The 17,925-nt window shown below is 37.4% G+C and carries 16 protein-coding genes and 1 tRNA gene; 12 read left to right on the top strand and 5 right to left on the bottom strand.

Features of this window, described 5'->3' with window-relative positions:
- The 10 genes from ISP73_01225 to ISP73_01270 all read left to right on the top strand — a co-directional run bounded on the left by ISP73_01225 (position 1) and on the right by ISP73_01270 (position 11,765).
- Positions 1 to 1,077, top strand: coding sequence for an ABC transporter permease (locus tag ISP73_01225; protein ID MBL6657204.1), 1,077 nt, complete (start codon positions 1 to 3; stop codon positions 1,075 to 1,077).
- 1 nt (position 1,078) lies between these two features.
- Entirely contained in the window at positions 1,079 to 1,831 is a 753-nt protein-coding gene (locus ISP73_01230) for a triose-phosphate isomerase (GenBank protein MBL6657205.1), read from the top strand.
- Positions 1,831 to 2,655, top strand: coding sequence for a 50S ribosomal protein L11 methyltransferase (prmA, locus tag ISP73_01235; GenBank protein ID MBL6657206.1), 825 nt, complete (start codon positions 1,831 to 1,833; stop codon positions 2,653 to 2,655). The genes ISP73_01230 and prmA overlap by 1 nt, the downstream gene beginning before the upstream one ends.
- Positions 2,656 to 2,658: 3 nt before the next feature.
- The gene (locus tag ISP73_01240; protein ID MBL6657207.1) at positions 2,659 to 7,086 is read left to right on the top strand and encodes a hypothetical protein; all 4,428 of its coding nucleotides are present in this window, start codon (positions 2,659 to 2,661) and stop codon (positions 7,084 to 7,086) included.
- Positions 7,087 to 7,113: 27 nt separating this feature from the next.
- On the top strand, positions 7,114 to 7,743 hold the full coding sequence (gene plsY, locus ISP73_01245; GenBank protein MBL6657208.1) for a glycerol-3-phosphate 1-O-acyltransferase PlsY: 630 nt from the start codon (positions 7,114 to 7,116) through the stop codon (positions 7,741 to 7,743).
- A 56-nt stretch (positions 7,744 to 7,799) separates the two neighbouring features.
- Positions 7,800 to 7,873, top strand: a tRNA-Arg gene (locus ISP73_01250).
- Positions 7,874 to 8,064: 191 nt separating this feature from the next.
- Positions 8,065 to 8,295, top strand: coding sequence for a hypothetical protein (locus ISP73_01255; protein ID MBL6657209.1), 231 nt, complete (start codon positions 8,065 to 8,067; stop codon positions 8,293 to 8,295).
- 101 nt (positions 8,296 to 8,396) lie between these two features.
- Entirely contained in the window at positions 8,397 to 9,074 is a 678-nt protein-coding gene (locus ISP73_01260; protein MBL6657210.1) for a toxin-antitoxin system YwqK family antitoxin, read from the top strand.
- Positions 9,067 to 10,155 (top strand): tRNA 2-thiouridine(34) synthase MnmA, encoded by a 1,089-nt coding sequence (mnmA, locus tag ISP73_01265; GenBank protein MBL6657211.1) that lies wholly within the window; start codon positions 9,067 to 9,069, stop codon positions 10,153 to 10,155. Before ISP73_01260 ends, mnmA begins: the two co-directional genes overlap by 8 nt.
- Entirely contained in the window at positions 10,152 to 11,765 is a 1,614-nt protein-coding gene (locus tag ISP73_01270) for a S8 family serine peptidase (protein ID MBL6657212.1), read from the top strand. The genes mnmA and ISP73_01270 overlap by 4 nt, the downstream gene beginning before the upstream one ends.
- Positions 11,766 to 11,767: 2 nt before the next feature.
- Here the strand turns inward: ISP73_01270 and ISP73_01275 are convergent, their stop codons facing one another.
- The 5 genes from ISP73_01275 to ISP73_01295 are packed head-to-tail and all read right to left on the bottom strand — an operon-like array spanning position 11,768 to position 15,777.
- Positions 11,768 to 12,379, bottom strand: a complete 612-nt coding sequence (locus tag ISP73_01275) for a fumarylacetoacetate hydrolase family protein (protein ID MBL6657213.1) — start codon at positions 12,377 to 12,379, stop codon at positions 11,768 to 11,770.
- A gap of 4 nt (positions 12,380 to 12,383) precedes the next feature.
- The gene (locus ISP73_01280) at positions 12,384 to 12,695 is read right to left on the bottom strand and encodes an SdpI family protein (GenBank protein MBL6657214.1); all 312 of its coding nucleotides are present in this window, start codon (positions 12,693 to 12,695) and stop codon (positions 12,384 to 12,386) included.
- Between the two features lie 46 nt (positions 12,696 to 12,741).
- The gene (locus ISP73_01285; protein MBL6657215.1) at positions 12,742 to 13,506 is read right to left on the bottom strand and encodes a ribonuclease H-like domain-containing protein; all 765 of its coding nucleotides are present in this window, start codon (positions 13,504 to 13,506) and stop codon (positions 12,742 to 12,744) included.
- 9 nt (positions 13,507 to 13,515) lie between these two features.
- Positions 13,516 to 14,859, bottom strand: coding sequence for a 2-oxo acid dehydrogenase subunit E2 (locus tag ISP73_01290; protein ID MBL6657216.1), 1,344 nt, complete (start codon positions 14,857 to 14,859; stop codon positions 13,516 to 13,518).
- A 54-nt stretch (positions 14,860 to 14,913) separates the two neighbouring features.
- Complete coding sequence (locus tag ISP73_01295; GenBank protein ID MBL6657217.1) at positions 14,914 to 15,777, bottom strand: glycosyltransferase family 2 protein; 864 nt, start codon at positions 15,775 to 15,777, stop codon at positions 14,914 to 14,916.
- Between the two features lie 102 nt (positions 15,778 to 15,879).
- Here ISP73_01295 and recR point away from each other — a divergent pair, with 102 nt between their 5' ends.
- A complete protein-coding gene (recR, locus tag ISP73_01300; protein MBL6657218.1) occupies positions 15,880 to 16,494 on the top strand; it encodes a recombination protein RecR in 615 nt (204 codons plus the stop codon).
- Between the two features lie 4 nt (positions 16,495 to 16,498).
- Positions 16,499 to 17,905 (top strand): sodium:solute symporter, encoded by a 1,407-nt coding sequence (locus ISP73_01305; protein MBL6657219.1) that lies wholly within the window; start codon positions 16,499 to 16,501, stop codon positions 17,903 to 17,905.
- Positions 17,906 to 17,925: the final 20 nt, after the last annotated feature.

Raw genomic sequence — 17,925 nt, forward strand, 5'->3', positions numbered from 1 at the left:
TTGTTAAATTTTATTACAAAACGGTTAGCTTACGGTTTTCTGGTCATGTTTGGTGTGATCAGTGTTGTTTTCTTTCTGTTTAATATTTTACCTGGAGACCCTGCACGTATGATGCTCGACCAAAGAGAAGATGCACTACAACTTCAAAATATCAGAGCTAAGTATGCTTTTGACAAATCCTATTCAGAACAATACCTCTTGTATTTGAACGATTTATCACCACTCTCCATTCATTCTCAAAATCCTTCATCCTATACCAATCTATATTCAAAAGAATACCACTATTATCACTTAATTTCACTAGGGAGTTATAATGTTGTTCTAAAGTATCCTTATTTGAGAACGTCCTTTAAAAAGTCTGGGAAAACGGTTAGTTCCATTATTTCAGACACCTTACCAAATACCATTATATTAGCAATAAGCTCTATCCTTATTGCCATTATTCTTGGACTGTTTGTCGGAATTATAGCAGCCATTTTTAAAGACAGTTGGATTGATAAACTTGCATTATTGTTTGGGGTATTTGGAATGTCAATACCGTCTTTCTTTTCAGCCATTTTAATTGCTTGGATATTTGGCTTTGTATTGCACGATTTTACTTCTTTGAACATGACTGGTAGTTTATATTCTGTAGATGACTATGGGAGAGGAGAATACCTTAGCCTATCGAATTTAATCCTTCCGGCATTTACCTTAGGTATTCGGCCATTAGCAGTTATTATTCAATTGACTAGAGCATCCTTTTTGGAAACATTATCTAAAGATTTTGTGAGAACGGCAGTAGCCAAGGGCCTAAGCTTTAAAAGAGTTTTGAGTAAGCACGTATTAAAAAATTCTTTAAACCCAGTTATAACGGCTATTTCAGGCTGGTTTGCAAGTCTTCTTGCCGGAGCAGTATTTGTAGAGTATATATTTGCATGGAACGGATTAGGAAAAGAAATTGTTGACGCTTTAAATCAGCTCGACTTACCTGTAGTAATGGGCAGTGTATTAACCATTGCAATAATGTTTATTAGTATTAATATTTTGGTGGATTTAATATACGCAGCCTTAGATCCTAGAATAAAAATGAATTAGAATGAGAAAAAAAATAGTTACTGGAAATTGGAAAATGAATAAAACACTTGAAGAGGGCGTTTCTTTTTCTGATGATTTAAAACAAAAAATAAAAACTTCAGACAGTGAAGCGTTAGTTGTATTAGGTGTGCCATTTACCCACCTAGATCGTATGGTTCAACTTTCTGATGACTTATATTCGGTAAGTGCACAGGATTGTAGCACTAAAGAAAGCGGGGCTTTTACTGCTGAAATATCAAGCTCTATGGTAGCATCTACTGGAGCTAAATATGTGATTCTTGGTCATTCTGAAAGAAGAGCCTACCATGCAGAAAATAATGCTGATTTAGCCATAAAGGTAGACCGTTCTTTGTCGGATGATTTAACGGTTATTTACTGCTGTGGTGAGCAATTACATGAACGAGAAGCAAATACTCATTTTGAAATAATAAAAAGCCAACTCTCAGAAGCCTTATTTCATCTGACAGCTGAGCAAATGTCATCCGTAGTGATTGCTTATGAACCGGTTTGGGCAATTGGTACTGGAGTAACAGCTTCATCTGACCAAGCACAAGAAATGCATGCATACATACGCTCTCTGTTTGAAGAGAAATACGGTAAAGCTATTTCAGATGACTTATCCATTCTATACGGCGGAAGCTGTAAGCCATCAAATGCCGAAGAATTATTTTCAAAAGAAGATGTTGATGGTGGTTTAATAGGAGGAGCATCCTTAAACCCATCGGATTTTATTCAAATTATAGATTCTATTTAATGAATTACAATCAAGTCATATTTAGCTTTGAACTATTAGAACCTTGGTCTGAAATTCTGATAGCTTATCTTTCAGAACTCAACTTTGAAAGTTTTGAGGAAACCTCTGAGGGTATCATTGGCTATATACTTGAAAATGAATTCTCGAAAGACGATATACAAGAGATTTGTGAGAAATTGGACTGCGCCATTTCTTTTGACTACAAAACCGTTGGTCAAGAAAATTGGAATTCAAAATGGGAATCGAGTTTTAACCCCATTGTTATAGATGACTTTTGTGGTATCAGAGCCGATTTTCATTCTCAAATAGAAGTAGAAAACGAGATTATAATTACCCCAAAAATGTCATTTGGCACAGGTCATCATTCCACTACTAAAGGGATGATAAAAGCCATGCGACACATTAATTTCGAAAGTAAAAACGTTCTAGATATGGGTTGTGGCACGGCTGTTTTGGCCATTTTAGCCGAAAAGCTCAACGCCCATAGCGTTCAGGCTATTGATATAGAAGAGTGGGCGTATAAAAACGCTATTGAAAACACTCAGAAAAATGAGTGCAATAACATTACCGTTTTGTTCGGGGGAAGTGAGAAAATTAAAGGAGATTTTGATATAATCTTAGCTAATATCAACAGAAATATTTTATTATCTGATATGTCTATTTATGCCTCACATTTAAAAGCCGACGGATTGATTTTATTTAGTGGTTTTTATGAGAAAGATTTGGACATCATTAAAGATGAAGCCACAATACATAAACTAGATTATATTGAGCATTTCACCATAAAGGATTGGGTAATCACAACTTTTAGAAAACGTACTTAAATTATGAAAAAACTATCTATTCTATTATCATTCGTCATTCTTGTAAACCTGTCTTATGGACAAGCTAACAAGAGGTTAAAAGAATTCTCTAATGACCACACTACTTATATAGAGGAGCTAAATACATTTATGTTGTCCGGTTCAGCATCTGAAGAAACCAAAAAGATGATGAAAACGATTACTAAACTATGGAATGGAAGTACCTTTTCAACAGACAAGAAAGAAATCCTTGTTGATGTTTCAAACAAGATGCTGAAAGCCAGAAAAAGAGTCTCACACTTTGAAGCCTTACTTTCAGCAGTTTTATCATTTACGGATTATCAAGACTTTAACACGCAATTTAATAATTGGTCGAGCATTGTCATTCACCTTATTGAAAATGAGCCTACTTCCAGACAGCTTAAATTTTTCAATTACACCAGTGATTTATTCACTGAAAACGTACTGTTCAAAAATCGTTCTCTGAGTTGGTATCCCTCAAAAATGGCATTCTCATTCTCTTTAAATGACAGTGTCCCAGAGCTTAATTTCAGACAACCAATTGATTTATTCTGCGTAGCAAGAGGAGACACCTTAAGGATAAGTCAGACACAAGGGGTTTTCTATCCTATGACGGGCGAATGGAAAGGGCAAAACGGTTTAGTGGATTGGAAGAAAGCCGGTTATAACTTAACAGAAGTCTATGCTGAATTATCCGATTATAACATCGCTTTGAAAACACCAAACTTTAAGGCGGATTCGGTCAAGTTTTACAACTACAATATCTTTGGTGAAAAGGCCATTTACGGAAATCTAGAAGACAAACTCATCAACAGAAATAAAAGCGATGATAAGGTCAGTTACCCAAAGTTTGACTCTTACGAAAAAGACATAATACTCTCTGACCTCATTGAAGACGTTGATTTTCAAGGCGGATATTCTCTATATGGAAATCGGTTTGTATCCACCGGAGGAAACGGCCAGTTAGCAAGTCTTATTTTTTACAGAAATGGCTCGCAATTTGTAAGGGTTTCTACAGAGAGAATTGCTATAGTAGGTAAGCGCGTATTGGGCTCAAATGCCTCGGTAAAAATACTCTTTGCCAATGATTCAATTATTCATCCAGGATTGAGTTTAATCTACGACCAAGACGAACGCCGTTTAGATTTAATCTCTGATGATGAGGGTGTTTCCTCATCGCCCTATGTGAATACCTATCACAATCTAGAGATGAAATTCCAAAAGCTAGAATGGAAAATTGACGATGATAAAATTACCTTTGGAACTATTGCTGGAAACAACAATCAGCCTGCCTTTTTTGAATCCTCTAAGTATTACACTTCTTCTAGATTTGATAACCTCATGGGTATTGATGCCAAGCACCCGTTGTTGACTATTAAAGAGTTCAATAAGAACTATGGCATTAACAATAAGTTTTTTATTGAAGATTTCATGAGAATATCGCCTTATTCTGACGATCAAGACATTCGCTTTTTAATGAATTTAGCCAAACAAGGCTTTTTGGATTATAATTCAAACCTTGGTACTGTGTATGTTAAGGACAATGTGGAACGCTACATTATGGCGCGTTCAGAGAAAATAGACCATGATGTTATTAGTTTAATATCCACAAAACCAGAAAATAATGCCAATGCCATACTAGATTTGAATACCATGAATTTGGATATTTTTGGTATCAATAAGATAAATGTAAGTGAGGTAAGGGATGTTGTTGCTTTGCCTTCAAATAAAAAGATTGTCGTTCAAGAAGGACTTAACTTTTCAATGGAAGGGCGATTGATAGCTGGTTCAGGTGGAAGGTTTAGAATAAAATCCGATGATATAACCTTTAATTACGAAGATTTTAGAATGTATTTTAAAGATGCAAGTACTGAAATATGGATTCCAAATAACCAAGAAAAACGCGATGAGAAAGGGGAGTTGATACTCGAGCCTTTGCACAGTGAAATTACTATTTCTAATGGAGAGTTATTGGTTGATACAAGCATAAACAAATCAGGGATTTGGAAAGAAGATCATCCTCAGTATCCTATTATCAGAAGTTATGACAGGTCTAAAGTATATTATGACCAAGAAGAGATTTTTGCAGGAGTATATAATAGAGACCGTTTTTATTTTGATATTGACCCTTTTGAGATTGACTCATTAGATTCTTACGACAGAAGCTCTTTATCTTTCCCAGGAGAAATGTATACGGCGGATATTTTCCCTTCTTTCAGGCAAGAATTAAGAGTTCAAAAAGACAATGCTCTTGGTTTTGAGATTAACATTCCCGAAGGCGGTTACCCTTTGTATGTCGATAAAGGTAAATTCTTGGGTGACAATTCATTAAGTTTAAATAAATCAGGACTAATAGGAAGTGGGACATTTGAATACCTCAGTTCAACAACGCAGTCCAAAGACTATATTTTCTTCCCAGATTCTATGAATACCCATGCCAATTCTTTTGCACTCGCTAAAACATCAGGAGAAATGGGCGTTCCACAAGCCAGTGGTAATGATATATATGAACATTGGCTACCTTATGAAGAGGTGTTGAACGTTCAGAAGAAAACGGAAGACCTGGTACTCTATTCAGCTAAAGCCACCCTAGATGGTCAATTTTTCTTGAGACCTTCTGGGCTTACTGGTGGAGGTAAAGTGGCTCTGGATGAGTCTGAGTTGGTTTCTAATCTATATTATTTCAATTTGGAGGAGTTCAATTCAGATACTGCTGACTTTGTGCTTCACCGTTCCGATGACTTTGATGCCATTGCCTTTGAGTCGGTTAACCTAAGAACAGAAATTAACTTAGTAGAACGTACTGGTACTTTCCAGTCGAATGGAACAGGCTCTTTTGTGTCTTTCCCTGAAAACCAATACATCTGTTACATTGACGAGTTAAAATGGTATATGGATAGAAGCCTTGTTGAATTGGGCGTTTCTGATGGTGGAGCTGGCTCTAAGTTTGTTTCGGTACACCCAGAACAAGATTCATTGTCTTTTGTCTCTAGAAAAGCCTCTTACAGTTTAAAGGATTATATTATTCAAGCAGAAGAGGTGGACGAAATACAAGTAGCCGATGCTGCCATATACCCAGCCGATGGGGCGGTAACTGTAGAAACCGGCTCTATCATGCGTACCTTATACAATGCGACTTTGTTGATTAACAGAGAAGAGAGGTACCACGAGTTGTTTGACGCTACCATAGATATTCAAGGGGGCAATAGTTATTCGGGACGTGCTTCTGTCAACTACAAAGGACGAGGTATAGACGAGCAAATTATTCAGTTTGATACTTTATATGTGGATAGTACTTTACAATCGGTTGCTTTTGGAGAAATTTCAGCAGAACGTGAGTTTAAGTTCAACCCACAATTTTCTTACAAAGGATTGGTGAAAATGGAAGGCTCTCAAAAGGAGTTTTTATACGACGGTTCTTTTCAAGTACAGCACGAATGTTATTTGGTTAATGACGGTTGGGTGAAGTTCAACGACTATGTTGGAGTGGATGAAATTAAACTACCAATAGGGGATAATGTACTGGATGAAGAAGGCAAAAACCTATACGTTGGACCCATTATGTCTGAAGACCGAATTTACCCTGCATTCCTTTCTGCTTTGGAGCAAGAAACAGATATTGTGATGATGCCTATTAACGGTTACCTATCGTATAATGCCTCTCGTTCTATGTTCATAGTAGAAGACAAAGAAGATTCACTTGCTAGCCGCTTTACCATGACCAATGAAGGTTGTGTGATGAAGGGTGAAGGCGACTTTAATTTAGGCTTGGATTTAGGAAGAGTTGATATTTCTACAACGGGTAATTTTAACTTTAATGCCGTTAATAATACCTTCAAAACTACTTGTATGCTTTCTCTTGACTTTTACATGAGCAAAAAGTCAATGGATTTTATGGGTGATGACTTGTATAACGACCCTATGGCGGATGAGCTGGAGATGAGTGAAAACTTCTACATTCCTAACTTCAACAGGATTTTGGGTGATGAAGGTTTAGCCTTTGAATACGAGATGTATGGACAGTTTGAAAAGCTACCTAATGAATTGAAAAAGACCTTGTATTTCTATGAGGTTAATTTGGAGTGGGATCAAGAGAATTCCAGTCTAATGTCCAAAAGGATGTTAGGATTGGGTAACATCAATGATTTCCAGATTAATAAACTGTACAAAGGAAGACTTGAGCTGAACAACGACTATGCAGGTGACCTATTTAATATTTACCTAGAGACTGACATAGGCGAGTGGTACTTCTTTAACTACTCAAACGATGTGCTATTGAGCCGTTCGTCCATAAAGGAGTTTAACATTGAAATTATGGAAGTAAAGACCCAGCAAAAGAAATTGCCGGCTGGAAAAGGAGAGACCCCATATCAGTACGATTTATCTTCAGAAACGGATGTTGATAACTTCAAAAAGCGATTTTTTAGATAGTAGTCAAACTTTGTATTTTAGCCGACTATGTTAACAATAACAAACATTCTTTTACTGCTTTTAGCCTATCTAATTGGTGCTATTCCATTTAGCATAATAGCAGGGAAGGTGTTGAAAGGCATAGACGTAAGAGAATATGGCAGTGGTAATGCCGGTGCTACCAATACCTTTAGGGTCTTGGGCAAAAAAGCCGGTATTCCAGTCTTGTTATTGGATGTGTTCAAAGGCTTCTTGGCGGTAGACTTGGTTTGGTTTACCTCTTATGTGCCGTCCACAGAGATTTACATTAACTTACAATTGGCATTTGGTATAGCTGCCGTATTAGGGCATGTATTCCCCATTTATGCCGGTTTCAGAGGAGGTAAGGGCGTAGCCACTTTGCTTGGCTTTATGATTGGCGTATTTCCAGAAGCAGCAGCGATTTCAATTATCGTATTTGTGATTACTTTGGTGTTTTCCAAATACGTTTCTCTCTCTTCTATTTTTGCGGGTTTATTCTTTCCCTTTGGGGTTTATTACCTTTCGGAATATGTGGTGCCAACCATGATGATATTCGCCATTTTTGTACCAGTATTACTCATAGCTACCCACCAAAGAAACATTGAGCGATTGGTAAGGGGCGACGAAAACAAGGTAAAACTGAGAAAGAAGAAATAATTTGACACTTTTTTCTTTAGATATTCGAATAGCTCTTTATATTTGCAAACGAATTTGGACTCGTAGCATAACTGGATAGTGCACTAGATTACGGCTCTAGAGGTTGGGGGTTCGACTCCCTCCGAGTTCACACATTTTAAAATCCCCTTGAGAATTTCTGTTCTTGGGGATTTTTTTATGCTCCTTGGTATCGATGAATTAAGCATTGGATTTTTGGGTGATGTAACAAATTAAAATGAACTAAAATGAAAGAGCAAAATTTAATACCCCCTGACTAGCGAGAGTATCTTGCTCGTGTTAAAACGGTTAAAAGCCATAAAAATGAATACTTCAAAAAGATTAATTAGAATATCATTAGGACTTGGAATAATTACTCTAATCGCCTTATTTTTTTCGGTATTGGCACTGACAGATATATATCATAATAATGAATCGAATTTAAAAATGGAATGGAACATTATCAGAGTAAGTTATCTATTTACCATAATATTTGTGGTCATATCGTCAATAACCATTTGGAGAGTTAGTAAGAAATTAAAAACAAAAATTTAGAATCCTAACACCATACACCTCAAAACTTAAGCCGTTCCCTGTACAATTTTTCTCAAAAAAGAAGGTTTTAGAATACACTATATTCTTAGTAGTTTTGCACTATGTATAAAATCATTTTCTTTTTATTCCTTTCAGTTTTTACATTTGCTCAGAACAGCACTGACGAATTGGGCAGAAAGCAAGGGAAGTGGACGCAAAAGCACGATAACGGCAATCTGCGTTACGAGGGTACTTTCGTGAACGATGTCCCTACAGGTATATTTTTGTACTACACTGAGCGTGGTGTTTTAAAAGCCAATTTGGAATACTTCAATGATGGTAGTTCGGCAGCAGCACGTTTGTATCATCCTAATGAAACGGTAAGTGCAATAGGAGTTTATGAGAATGAGGAAAAGGTACAGCTCTGGAAGTATTACGACCAAAACGGAGTGCTAATCCGCGATGAAAACTTTAAAGAGGGCAAATTGCATGGTGAAACAAAAGCCTACTACTTAGATGGCAAATTACTAGAGTCGTCCAATTATTCAGAAGGAAAGAAAGAGGGTGAAAACACCCAGTATTACAGAAACGGTAAGCTAAAATTAGTTTCCAATTATGCCAATGGAAAACTAGAAGGGAAATACGTTCTCTACAATTCGGCAGGCGTAAAGACCTACGAAGGCAAATACGTCAATGACCTCAAAGAAGGCATATGGAAGTATTACAAAAGCGATGGTTCTTTTGATTACAAAATAGATTACGAAAACGGCATACCACAAACACAAGACAACAATGAGTAAAGGAAAGGTACTGGTAGCGATGAGTGGGGGTATAGACAGTACCGTTACGGCACTAATGCTTCATGAAGAAGGCTATGAAGTGGTAGGCATAACTATGAAAACTTGGGATTACGTTAATTCTGGCGGCTCTAATAAAGAAACAGGCTGTTGCAGTCTGGATTCCATCAACGATGCTCGTCAGTTGGCTGTGGACTGCGGATTTCCCCATATCATACTGGATATTCGCGATGAGTTTGGTGATTACATCATCGATAATTTTGTGGATGAATACATTGCTGGACGTACGCCAAACCCTTGTGTCTTGTGCAATACCCACATCAAATGGGAAGCCTTACTCAAACGTGCCGATCAATTGGGTTGCCAATACATTGCTACTGGACATTATGCTCAGGTTAGAGAAGAAAACGGACGCTATGTGGTCTCTAAGGGGTTGGACGAATGGAAAGACCAATCCTACGTGTTATGGGGTTTGTCCCAAGCTTGCTTGAGTAGAACCATCTTTCCTATGGGGAAGTACCACAAAGAAGACATTAAGCAAATGGCGATTGACAGAGGCTATGAGGAACTGGCAAAGAAACCAGAGAGTTATGAGATTTGCTTTATTCCTGATAACGATTACAGAGGCTTTTTAAAGCGTAGGGTTGACGGATTAGAAGAACGTGTTAAAGGCGGTAATTTCGTGAATACTAAAGGCGAAGTACTCGGTCAGCACGACGGTTATCCCTTTTATACCATAGGTCAGCGAAAATTGGGTGTTTCCTTTGGCTTAGAAGCTTCATATGTCATTGAGATAAAACCAGATACCAATGAAGTGGTAATTGGCTCAAAAGAAGATTTAAATAAACAAGAGATGTTCGTTAAAGACATCAATTATATAAAATACGACCACATTCCAGAAGATATGCAGTCTTTAACCAAGGTGAGGTACAAGCACCAAGGTGAAATGTCAACCCTTAGCATGGAGGCCAATGAGGTGAAAGTACTCTTCCATAAAAAAGTAGAAGGCATCGCACCAGGACAATCTGCTGTCTTTTACGAAGGCAATGACGTGGTAGGCGGTGGATTTATAGCTAAAAAATGAGAATACTTATAACCTTACTTTTTATACCGTTTTTATCTTGGTCACAAGAGGGTGTAGGCTATAAATTATGGATTGGTTTTAGTGATAAAGGGAGTATAACGAATACAAGCTATTCTGCTTCGGACTTACTCTCAGAACGTTCCATAGCCAGACGAGACAAACAAAACATTTCCATTGACTATTCCGATTATCCTCTTTCATCAGACTACCTCAATACACTTAAAAATCTAAATTTTGAGGTGCTGAACAAAAGCAAGTGGTTCAATGGTGTAACTGCTTTACAATCAGACTCTAATGCTATAGATTCATTAGTGAAAATGAACTTCATTCAGCGTATAGATACTTTGGGTTATTTCTTTGTAGATACTGCAAGTCGCTATTCCTCCAAATTCGATGATATTGTCATAACTGAAAACACCCACGATGCAGCAAAAAATCAAATTGAGATGATTGGAGGCATGTCTTTACATGCACAAGGCTATCAAGGGCAAGGAATGCATATAGCGGTCTTTGATTCTGGTTTTAGAAATGCCAATACCATTGATGCCTTTAGCCATTTGTACACTAATAACCAGATACTGGGCACTTGGGATTATGTGGATAGAGAATTTTCTGTTTATGAAGACAATTACCACGGTATGTCGGTACTATCAACTATGGGTGGCTATTTGGAAGATGAGTTTTTAGGAACAGCTCCCAAAGCCAGTTATTGGCTCTTACGTACGGAAGATGTTAGTTCAGAAACTTTAATTGAAGAATACAATTGGGCAGTAGCTGCCGAGTTTGCCGATAGTGTAGGGGCAGATATTATCAATTCCTCTCTAGGCTATACCACTTTTGATTACCCTTGGCAGGACCATTCTTATGCGGATATGGATGGTAAAACAACCGTCATTAGCAGAGCAGCTACTATGGCGAGCCGCAAAGGAATAATCGTTTGTAATTCAGCCGGTAACTCTGGCAATAGCAATTGGAAATACATTGGTGCACCTGCCGATGCTGATAGCATCTTAAGTGTAGGCTCGGTAGATGGTATGCAAGAGGTGTCTTCCTTTTCTTCTTACGGTCCAACGTCTGATGGCAGAGTAAAACCTAGCGTATCAGCACAAGGAGGGAATACAGCCATTATTACGCAGTACAACAGCATTGCCACGAGTAATGGAACGTCTTTTTCCTCTCCAGTCATTGCGGGAATGACGGCTTGTTTGTGGCAAGCCCATTACGATAAAAGCAATATGCAAATTATAGACGCCATTATCCAAAGTGCCCATTTGTATGAATACCCCGATGAGCAGTTAGGATTTGGTATTCCCAATTATGCCTTAGCAAATGCTTTATTACTAGATTTGGAAGATGTAAATATGCCATCACTAGAGATTTATCCAAATCCTACTTATTCCGATGCTACAGTCTATATCTATTCTGCCAATGAAAGTGAAATCACTTATAGAATTCTCGATTTACAGGGAAAGCTTGTGGACAAAGGGGAAATTCCTTGGTCATATTCTCGAATAGCCATTGATTTACCTTCTCTGAAAAGTGGGGTATATGTGGTGGAAGTGAAAGCGGGAGCTTCAACACTTACCGAACGCTTAAGTGTTATTCAATAAACCTATTTGATATTCACTCTGAACATCTTCTCATCTTCAATAAAACCTTCTAGTGTATCGCCATTTTTTACAGGCCCTACACCAGATGGTGTGCCAGTATAAATTAAGTCCCCAATTTTTAGGGTATAGAATTGTGAGAGGTAGGCGATGATACCGTCAAAATGAAATACCATATCCTTAGTATTGCCGGACTGGACGGTCTCACCATTTTTTGCCAATGAAAAGTTTAAATTCGAAAGATTTAAATCGTCTTTAGAAATAAAATTTTTACTAATTACTGCTGAACCGTCAAAGCCTTTGGCTTTTTCCCAAGGAAGACCATTGGCTTTTACTTCTTCTTGAACATCTCTGGCAGTAAAGTCAATGCCTAAGCCAATTTCACTGTAGTATTTGTGGGCAAAACGTTCTTCAATATGCTTGCCAAGACGATTAATACGAATGACTACTTCAACCTCATAATGCACATTATCTGTAAAGTCAGGGATAAAAAAGGGATGACCTTTAGGTGAAATGGCGGTATCTGGCTTTAGGAAAAATACAGGCTCATTAGGAGTGGCATTTCCCAATTCTTTAGCGTGATCAGCGTAATTTCTTCCTATGCAAATGATTTTCATACTACTATTTTCTGTTACCGTCTTTGTCAAAAATTGACCGCAGTTGTTTTTCAATAAATAAAACACCTATTATCAATCCAACTACGAGCAAAATAGTAGCGTAAAATATGGTTGTTTCTTTATTGACTTTGAAAACAATTCCAATGAGTTGAAAGATACAAGTTAAAGCAGAAACTAGAAGCATCATTAAAGCACTTCGTTTGTTGGCTTCATTCCATGTATCTTGATTTTTCATGGACAAAGAGGTTCTGTGTCCATAAAGGTGATTGATTTTCTTAGCAGGGAAATAAAGATAAATTAGACTAAAAAGCATCATTAAAGGCCCAATTAAAAGGTGTAAAAAAATGCTAGAATCATCCATTCTAGAAATCCCTTAGTTTAATTTGTGTCAATACCTTTTTGGTATAGAGTGGAAAGTCGGCTTGTTGTATCCATGAAAAATAACCAGGGTTAGATTGCAATACACTCACTACCGTTTGTCCTTTATATTTTCCAAATGAAAAGCATTCTTCATTGTCATCATTGTAAACGATAAATCCTGCCATATCTACAGACGGGTTTCCTTTAGTAGAAAATTCAGCTAAGAAGTCAATATCGTTTTCCAATTCATCGTATTTATCCAATTGAGCGGTTAGAATTTCATAGGTCGCCATGGTATCTGCTTCTGCACTGTGGGCATTTTCCAAGTCTTTTGCACAATAAAACTTATAAGCTGCTGATAAGGTGCGTTGTTCCAATTTATGGAAGATGTTTTGAACATCAACAGCATTATGCTTTTTCATATCAAAATCCACATCGGCTCTCAAGAATTCTTCGGCCAGTAGGGGAATATCAAATCGGTTAGAATTATATCCAGCAAGGTCGCAGCCTTCCATAATGTTTTTAACATCGTGTGCAATTTCTTTAAAGGTAGGTGAGTTAGCCACTTTAGCATCGTCAATACCATGCACGGCTGTTGTTTCAGCAGGGATAGGTATAGTAGGGTTAACCAACCACGTCTTACTTTCTTTATTGCCGTTGGGATACACTTTGAAAACAGATATTTCAACGATTCTGTCCTTAGCAACAGCTACTCCTGTCGTTTCTAAATCAAAGAAAACAATAGGTTTTTTTAATGATAATTCCATTATACTATTTTAGATAGATGTTTTGTCGTCAAATTGCTCGAGGTAATTGGCTACTCTTCTTAAGAAGCTACCGCCTAAGGCACCATCAACAACTCTATGGTCATACGATAGGGAAAGGAACATCATGTGTCGTATCCCAATCAAATCGCCTTGAGGAGTTTCAATAACCGCTGGTTTCTTCTTAATTGCACCAACAGCCAATATGGCAACTTGAGGCTGGTTAATGATAGGAGTTCCCATTACATTACCAAAAGATCCGACATTGGTTAGGGTGAATGTACCACCTTGAATTTCGTCTGGTTTCAACTGGTTATTTCTAGCTCTGTTGGCTAAATCGTTAACCGTTTTGGTGATACCCATTAAATTCATTTGATCTGCACCCCTTACAACCGGTACAATAAGGTTTCCTGATGGTAAAGCAGCTGCCATACCTATATTTATATCTTTTTTAACAACGATATTAGTGCCGTCAACAGAGACGTTTATCATAGGGAAGTCCTTAATAGCTTTGGCAACGGCTTCAATAAAGATAGGGGTGAAGGTGATGTTTTGCCCTTCGCGTTGTTTGAAATCTCCTTTAATTCTATTTCTCCAGTTTACAACAGTAGTAACGTCAGCTTCTACAAATGAAGTAACGTGAGGAGAGGTTTGTTTGGACATCACCATATGGTCAGCAATGAGTTTTCTCATTCTGTCCATTTCAATGATTTCAGAATCACCACTAACACTTACTTTTGGTGGTGTAGTTACTTTTGGAGCAGGTGATGGAGGAGGTGTATTTGTTACTGGCTTAGCAGTAGGAGTAGCCTGTTGTTGACCAGATGTTCTATTTTCTAGGTGTAGCAGTAAATCGTTTTTAGTAACTCTACCGTCCTTTCCGCTACCGTTAATAGTATCAAGTTCTTCAATAGAAATACCTTCTTCAGAAGCAATGGAACGCACTAGAGGAGAATAAAATCTATCTCCTGAATTTTCTATCTTTTGTATGCTCTCAGTGACTTGCTCAATTTGTTCTTCTACTTTTTGAGCTACTTCCTCTACTTTTGGAGCTACTTCCTCTACTTTTGGAGCTTCTTCTTGTACGGTAGGTGCAGGAGTGTCGCTTTCTTCAGCGTCCGTTTCGATAATAGCGAAAGGCTCGCCAACTTTTACTACGGCATCCACTTCAAATAATTTTTCTACAAGTTTTCCTTCTAGTGATGAAGGGACTTCTGAGTCTACTTTGTCGGTTGCAATTTCGACAATGGTTTCATCCATTTCTATAGTTTCGCCAACTTCTTTGTGCCAACTGATGATGGTTGCTTCTGCAACGCTTTCGCCCATTTTAGGCATGATTAACTCAACTTTTGCCATGTAAAAAGATTGTTTTTTCTGTCGGCTAAATTAGTAAAATATTCGGCTTATTAGCTAGGCTTTTTTAAGAAGACTTAATCGTATGTAAAGCAATGCTTTCTTATAAATCATCATAATTCCTATGGCTAAATGGTATATGGGGTAGGTGAAAGGCTTATGTTTTTTAGTGAAAATTTTCATTGCTCCGTAGAAGCGATTGATGTATTCGGTGCTTAGTGTATCGTTAGATTTCCCCTTATAATGCAGTATACTTGTTGTTCCTAAATAGTAGTTTTGGTAATTGGCTTTCTGTATTTTATAGGATAAATCTATGTCCTCTCCATACATGAAGAAGTCATTGTCAAAACCGCCAACTTCAGTGTAAATACTTCTCTTAATCCATATGAAAGCTCCAGCTAAAACATCTACTTTGTGGCAACTATCTGTATTTAAATGCCCTAGATAGTATGGATTGAAAAGAGCAGATTTTGAAAACAATTTGTAGAGTTTTGTTCCTCTGCATATTGTCGCCCATAAACTAGGGTATCCTCTTTTAGATTCAGCGAGGAAAACGCCTTTTTCATTTAGCATTTTTACGCCAATTCCACCACAATTCTTTGTTGATTGGTTAAATGTTAGGCAGTCTTGTAAGGTGTTTTTATTAAGACGGGTATCTGGATTTAGAATAAGTAAATATTCTCCTTTTGCCTTGGCAATGGCTTGATTATTGGCAACTGAAAAACCTTTGTTTTCTGTATTTACAATGATATTGACTTTAGGAAATTCTTGCTGAAGCATTTCAACAGAGCCATCATTAGAGTGGTTATCGACTACCCATATTTCAGTATCTAAATGTTGAGCAGCTATTTCAACACTTTTAAGGCAATCTCTAAGTAGATTTTTGACCTTATAATTAACAATGATAACCGTTAATAGCATGTTCGCAAAGATAGAATTATTGTTCGGATTCAGTAATTTCTCTTGTCAATAACTCTCTGTTTCAATTCGTGTTTTATTTGTCTAATCTATTATTTTTGTATAATGAACTTTTCCTCCAAACTCATTCAGGATGCAGTTGAGCAATTTTCTAGGTTACCTGGAATAGGTCGCAAGTCTGCATTACGCCTTACTCTTCATTTGTTGAAGATGGACAAAAACGAGGTTCGTGATTTTGGAGAAGCCTTCATCAATCTTAGAGAAAACATCAATTATTGTAAAGAGTGCCACAATATTTCGGATATAGATATCTGTGAGCTGTGTTCTAATCCGAATAGGGATGAGCATACGGTTTGTGTAGTCGAAGATATTCGCGATGTAATGGCGATTGAAAATACCCATCAATTTAAGGGCAAATACCATGTATTGGGTGGTGTTATTTCCCCATTGGATGGAGTTGGTCCCGATGATGTTACTATTGATTCCCTAGTGGAAAAAGTAGCAAAGGGTAAGATTAAAGAAATTATATTGGCATTAAGTACTACTATGGAAGGAGATACCACCAACTTTTACATTTTTAAGAGATTGAAAGATTACGATGTTAAAATGACGGTGATAGCTCGTGGTATATCTGTTGGTGATGAACTGGAATATGCTGATGAACTGACGCTCGGTCGCTCGATAGTGAACCGAACACCTTATGAAAACTCTTTAGCTTAAAGATATGTCACCAATTTTAATCCTTACTATAATTGCCTTATACTTTGTGGGGCTTATTGTAATTTCTTATCTGACAGGTAAAAACGATAGTAATGAAACCTTTTTTTTAGGGAATAAACAATCGCCATGGTATATTGTTTCTTTTGGAATGATTGGGGCAAGCTTATCTGGTGTTACCTTCATTTCTGTTCCGGGTTGGGTAGCGGATAGCCAATTCAGCTATATGCAAATGATTTTGGGTATGACTGCTGGTTATTTGGTTATTGCCAACGTTCTGATGCCTATCTATTATCGGATGAATTTAACCTCTATTTATGCTTATCTGGGTGATAGGTTTGGTGAGGTAACGCATAAAACTGGGGCTTTCTTCTTTTTGCTTTCTCGAACAATAGGAGCCTCTTTCAGATTGTATTTGGTAGCAAATGTGATGCAGATTGCCATTTTTGACGCTTGGAATGTGCCTTTTTGGTTAACGGTTTCTTTAACGATAGTACTGATATGGATTTACACCTTTAGAAGTGGTATCAAAACTATTATTTGGACGGACACTTTACAAACCCTCTTTATGCTGTCGGCAGTAGGTGTGAGTATTTGGCTTATTTCTGATAAGATGGGTTTAGGTTTTGTGGAACTAACGCAGACTATTAGTCAGAGTGAATACTCTCAAATCTTCTTTTTGGAAGGCAAGCAGCACTTTATCAAGCAATTTTTATCAGGTGCTTTTCTGGCGATTGTTATGACTGGATTAGATCAGGATATGATGCAAAAAAACTTATCGTGTAGAAGCCTATCTGAGGCTAAGAAAAACATGTATTCTTTTAGTGCTGCTTTGATTGTGGTGAATGTCTTTTTCTTGGCTCTTGGAGCTCTCTTGTACTTATACGCTCAGCAAATAGGTTTAGATATCCCTAAAGGCGATGATTTATTCCCCTTGGTAGCTTTACAAGGTGATTTAGGATTGGGAGTAGGGATCTTCTTTATTTTAGGTCTAATAGCAGCGGCTTACTCTAGTGCCGATTCAGCACTTACCTCTCTGACCACATCCTTTTGTGTGGACTTTTTGGATATTGAAAAGAAGGAAAACAGCCAGAAAACTAGAAAATACGTTCACATTGCGTTTTCATTGCTTTTAGTGGTGGCGATACTAATCTTTAAAGCCATAAATGACGATAGCGTTATTTCGGCTTTATTCAAAGTAGCAGGTTACACTTATGGACCTCTCTTAGGCTTATTTGCCTTTGGTATTTTTACCAAGTGGAGTGTTAGGGACAAAGGAGTTCCTATTGTGGCTTTTCTGTCGCCAGTAGCGGCTTACATATTACAGCTCTATATTCCGTTCGGTTTTGAACTGCTTATGATTAATGGAGGAATTACCTTCTTGGGGCTGTGTGTGTTTATTAAAAAGGTTTAAAAGCGGTTGCCTATACTTTA

Source organism: Flavobacteriales bacterium (assembly GCA_016779935.1).
Taxonomy (GTDB): domain Bacteria; phylum Bacteroidota; class Bacteroidia; order Flavobacteriales; family UBA7312.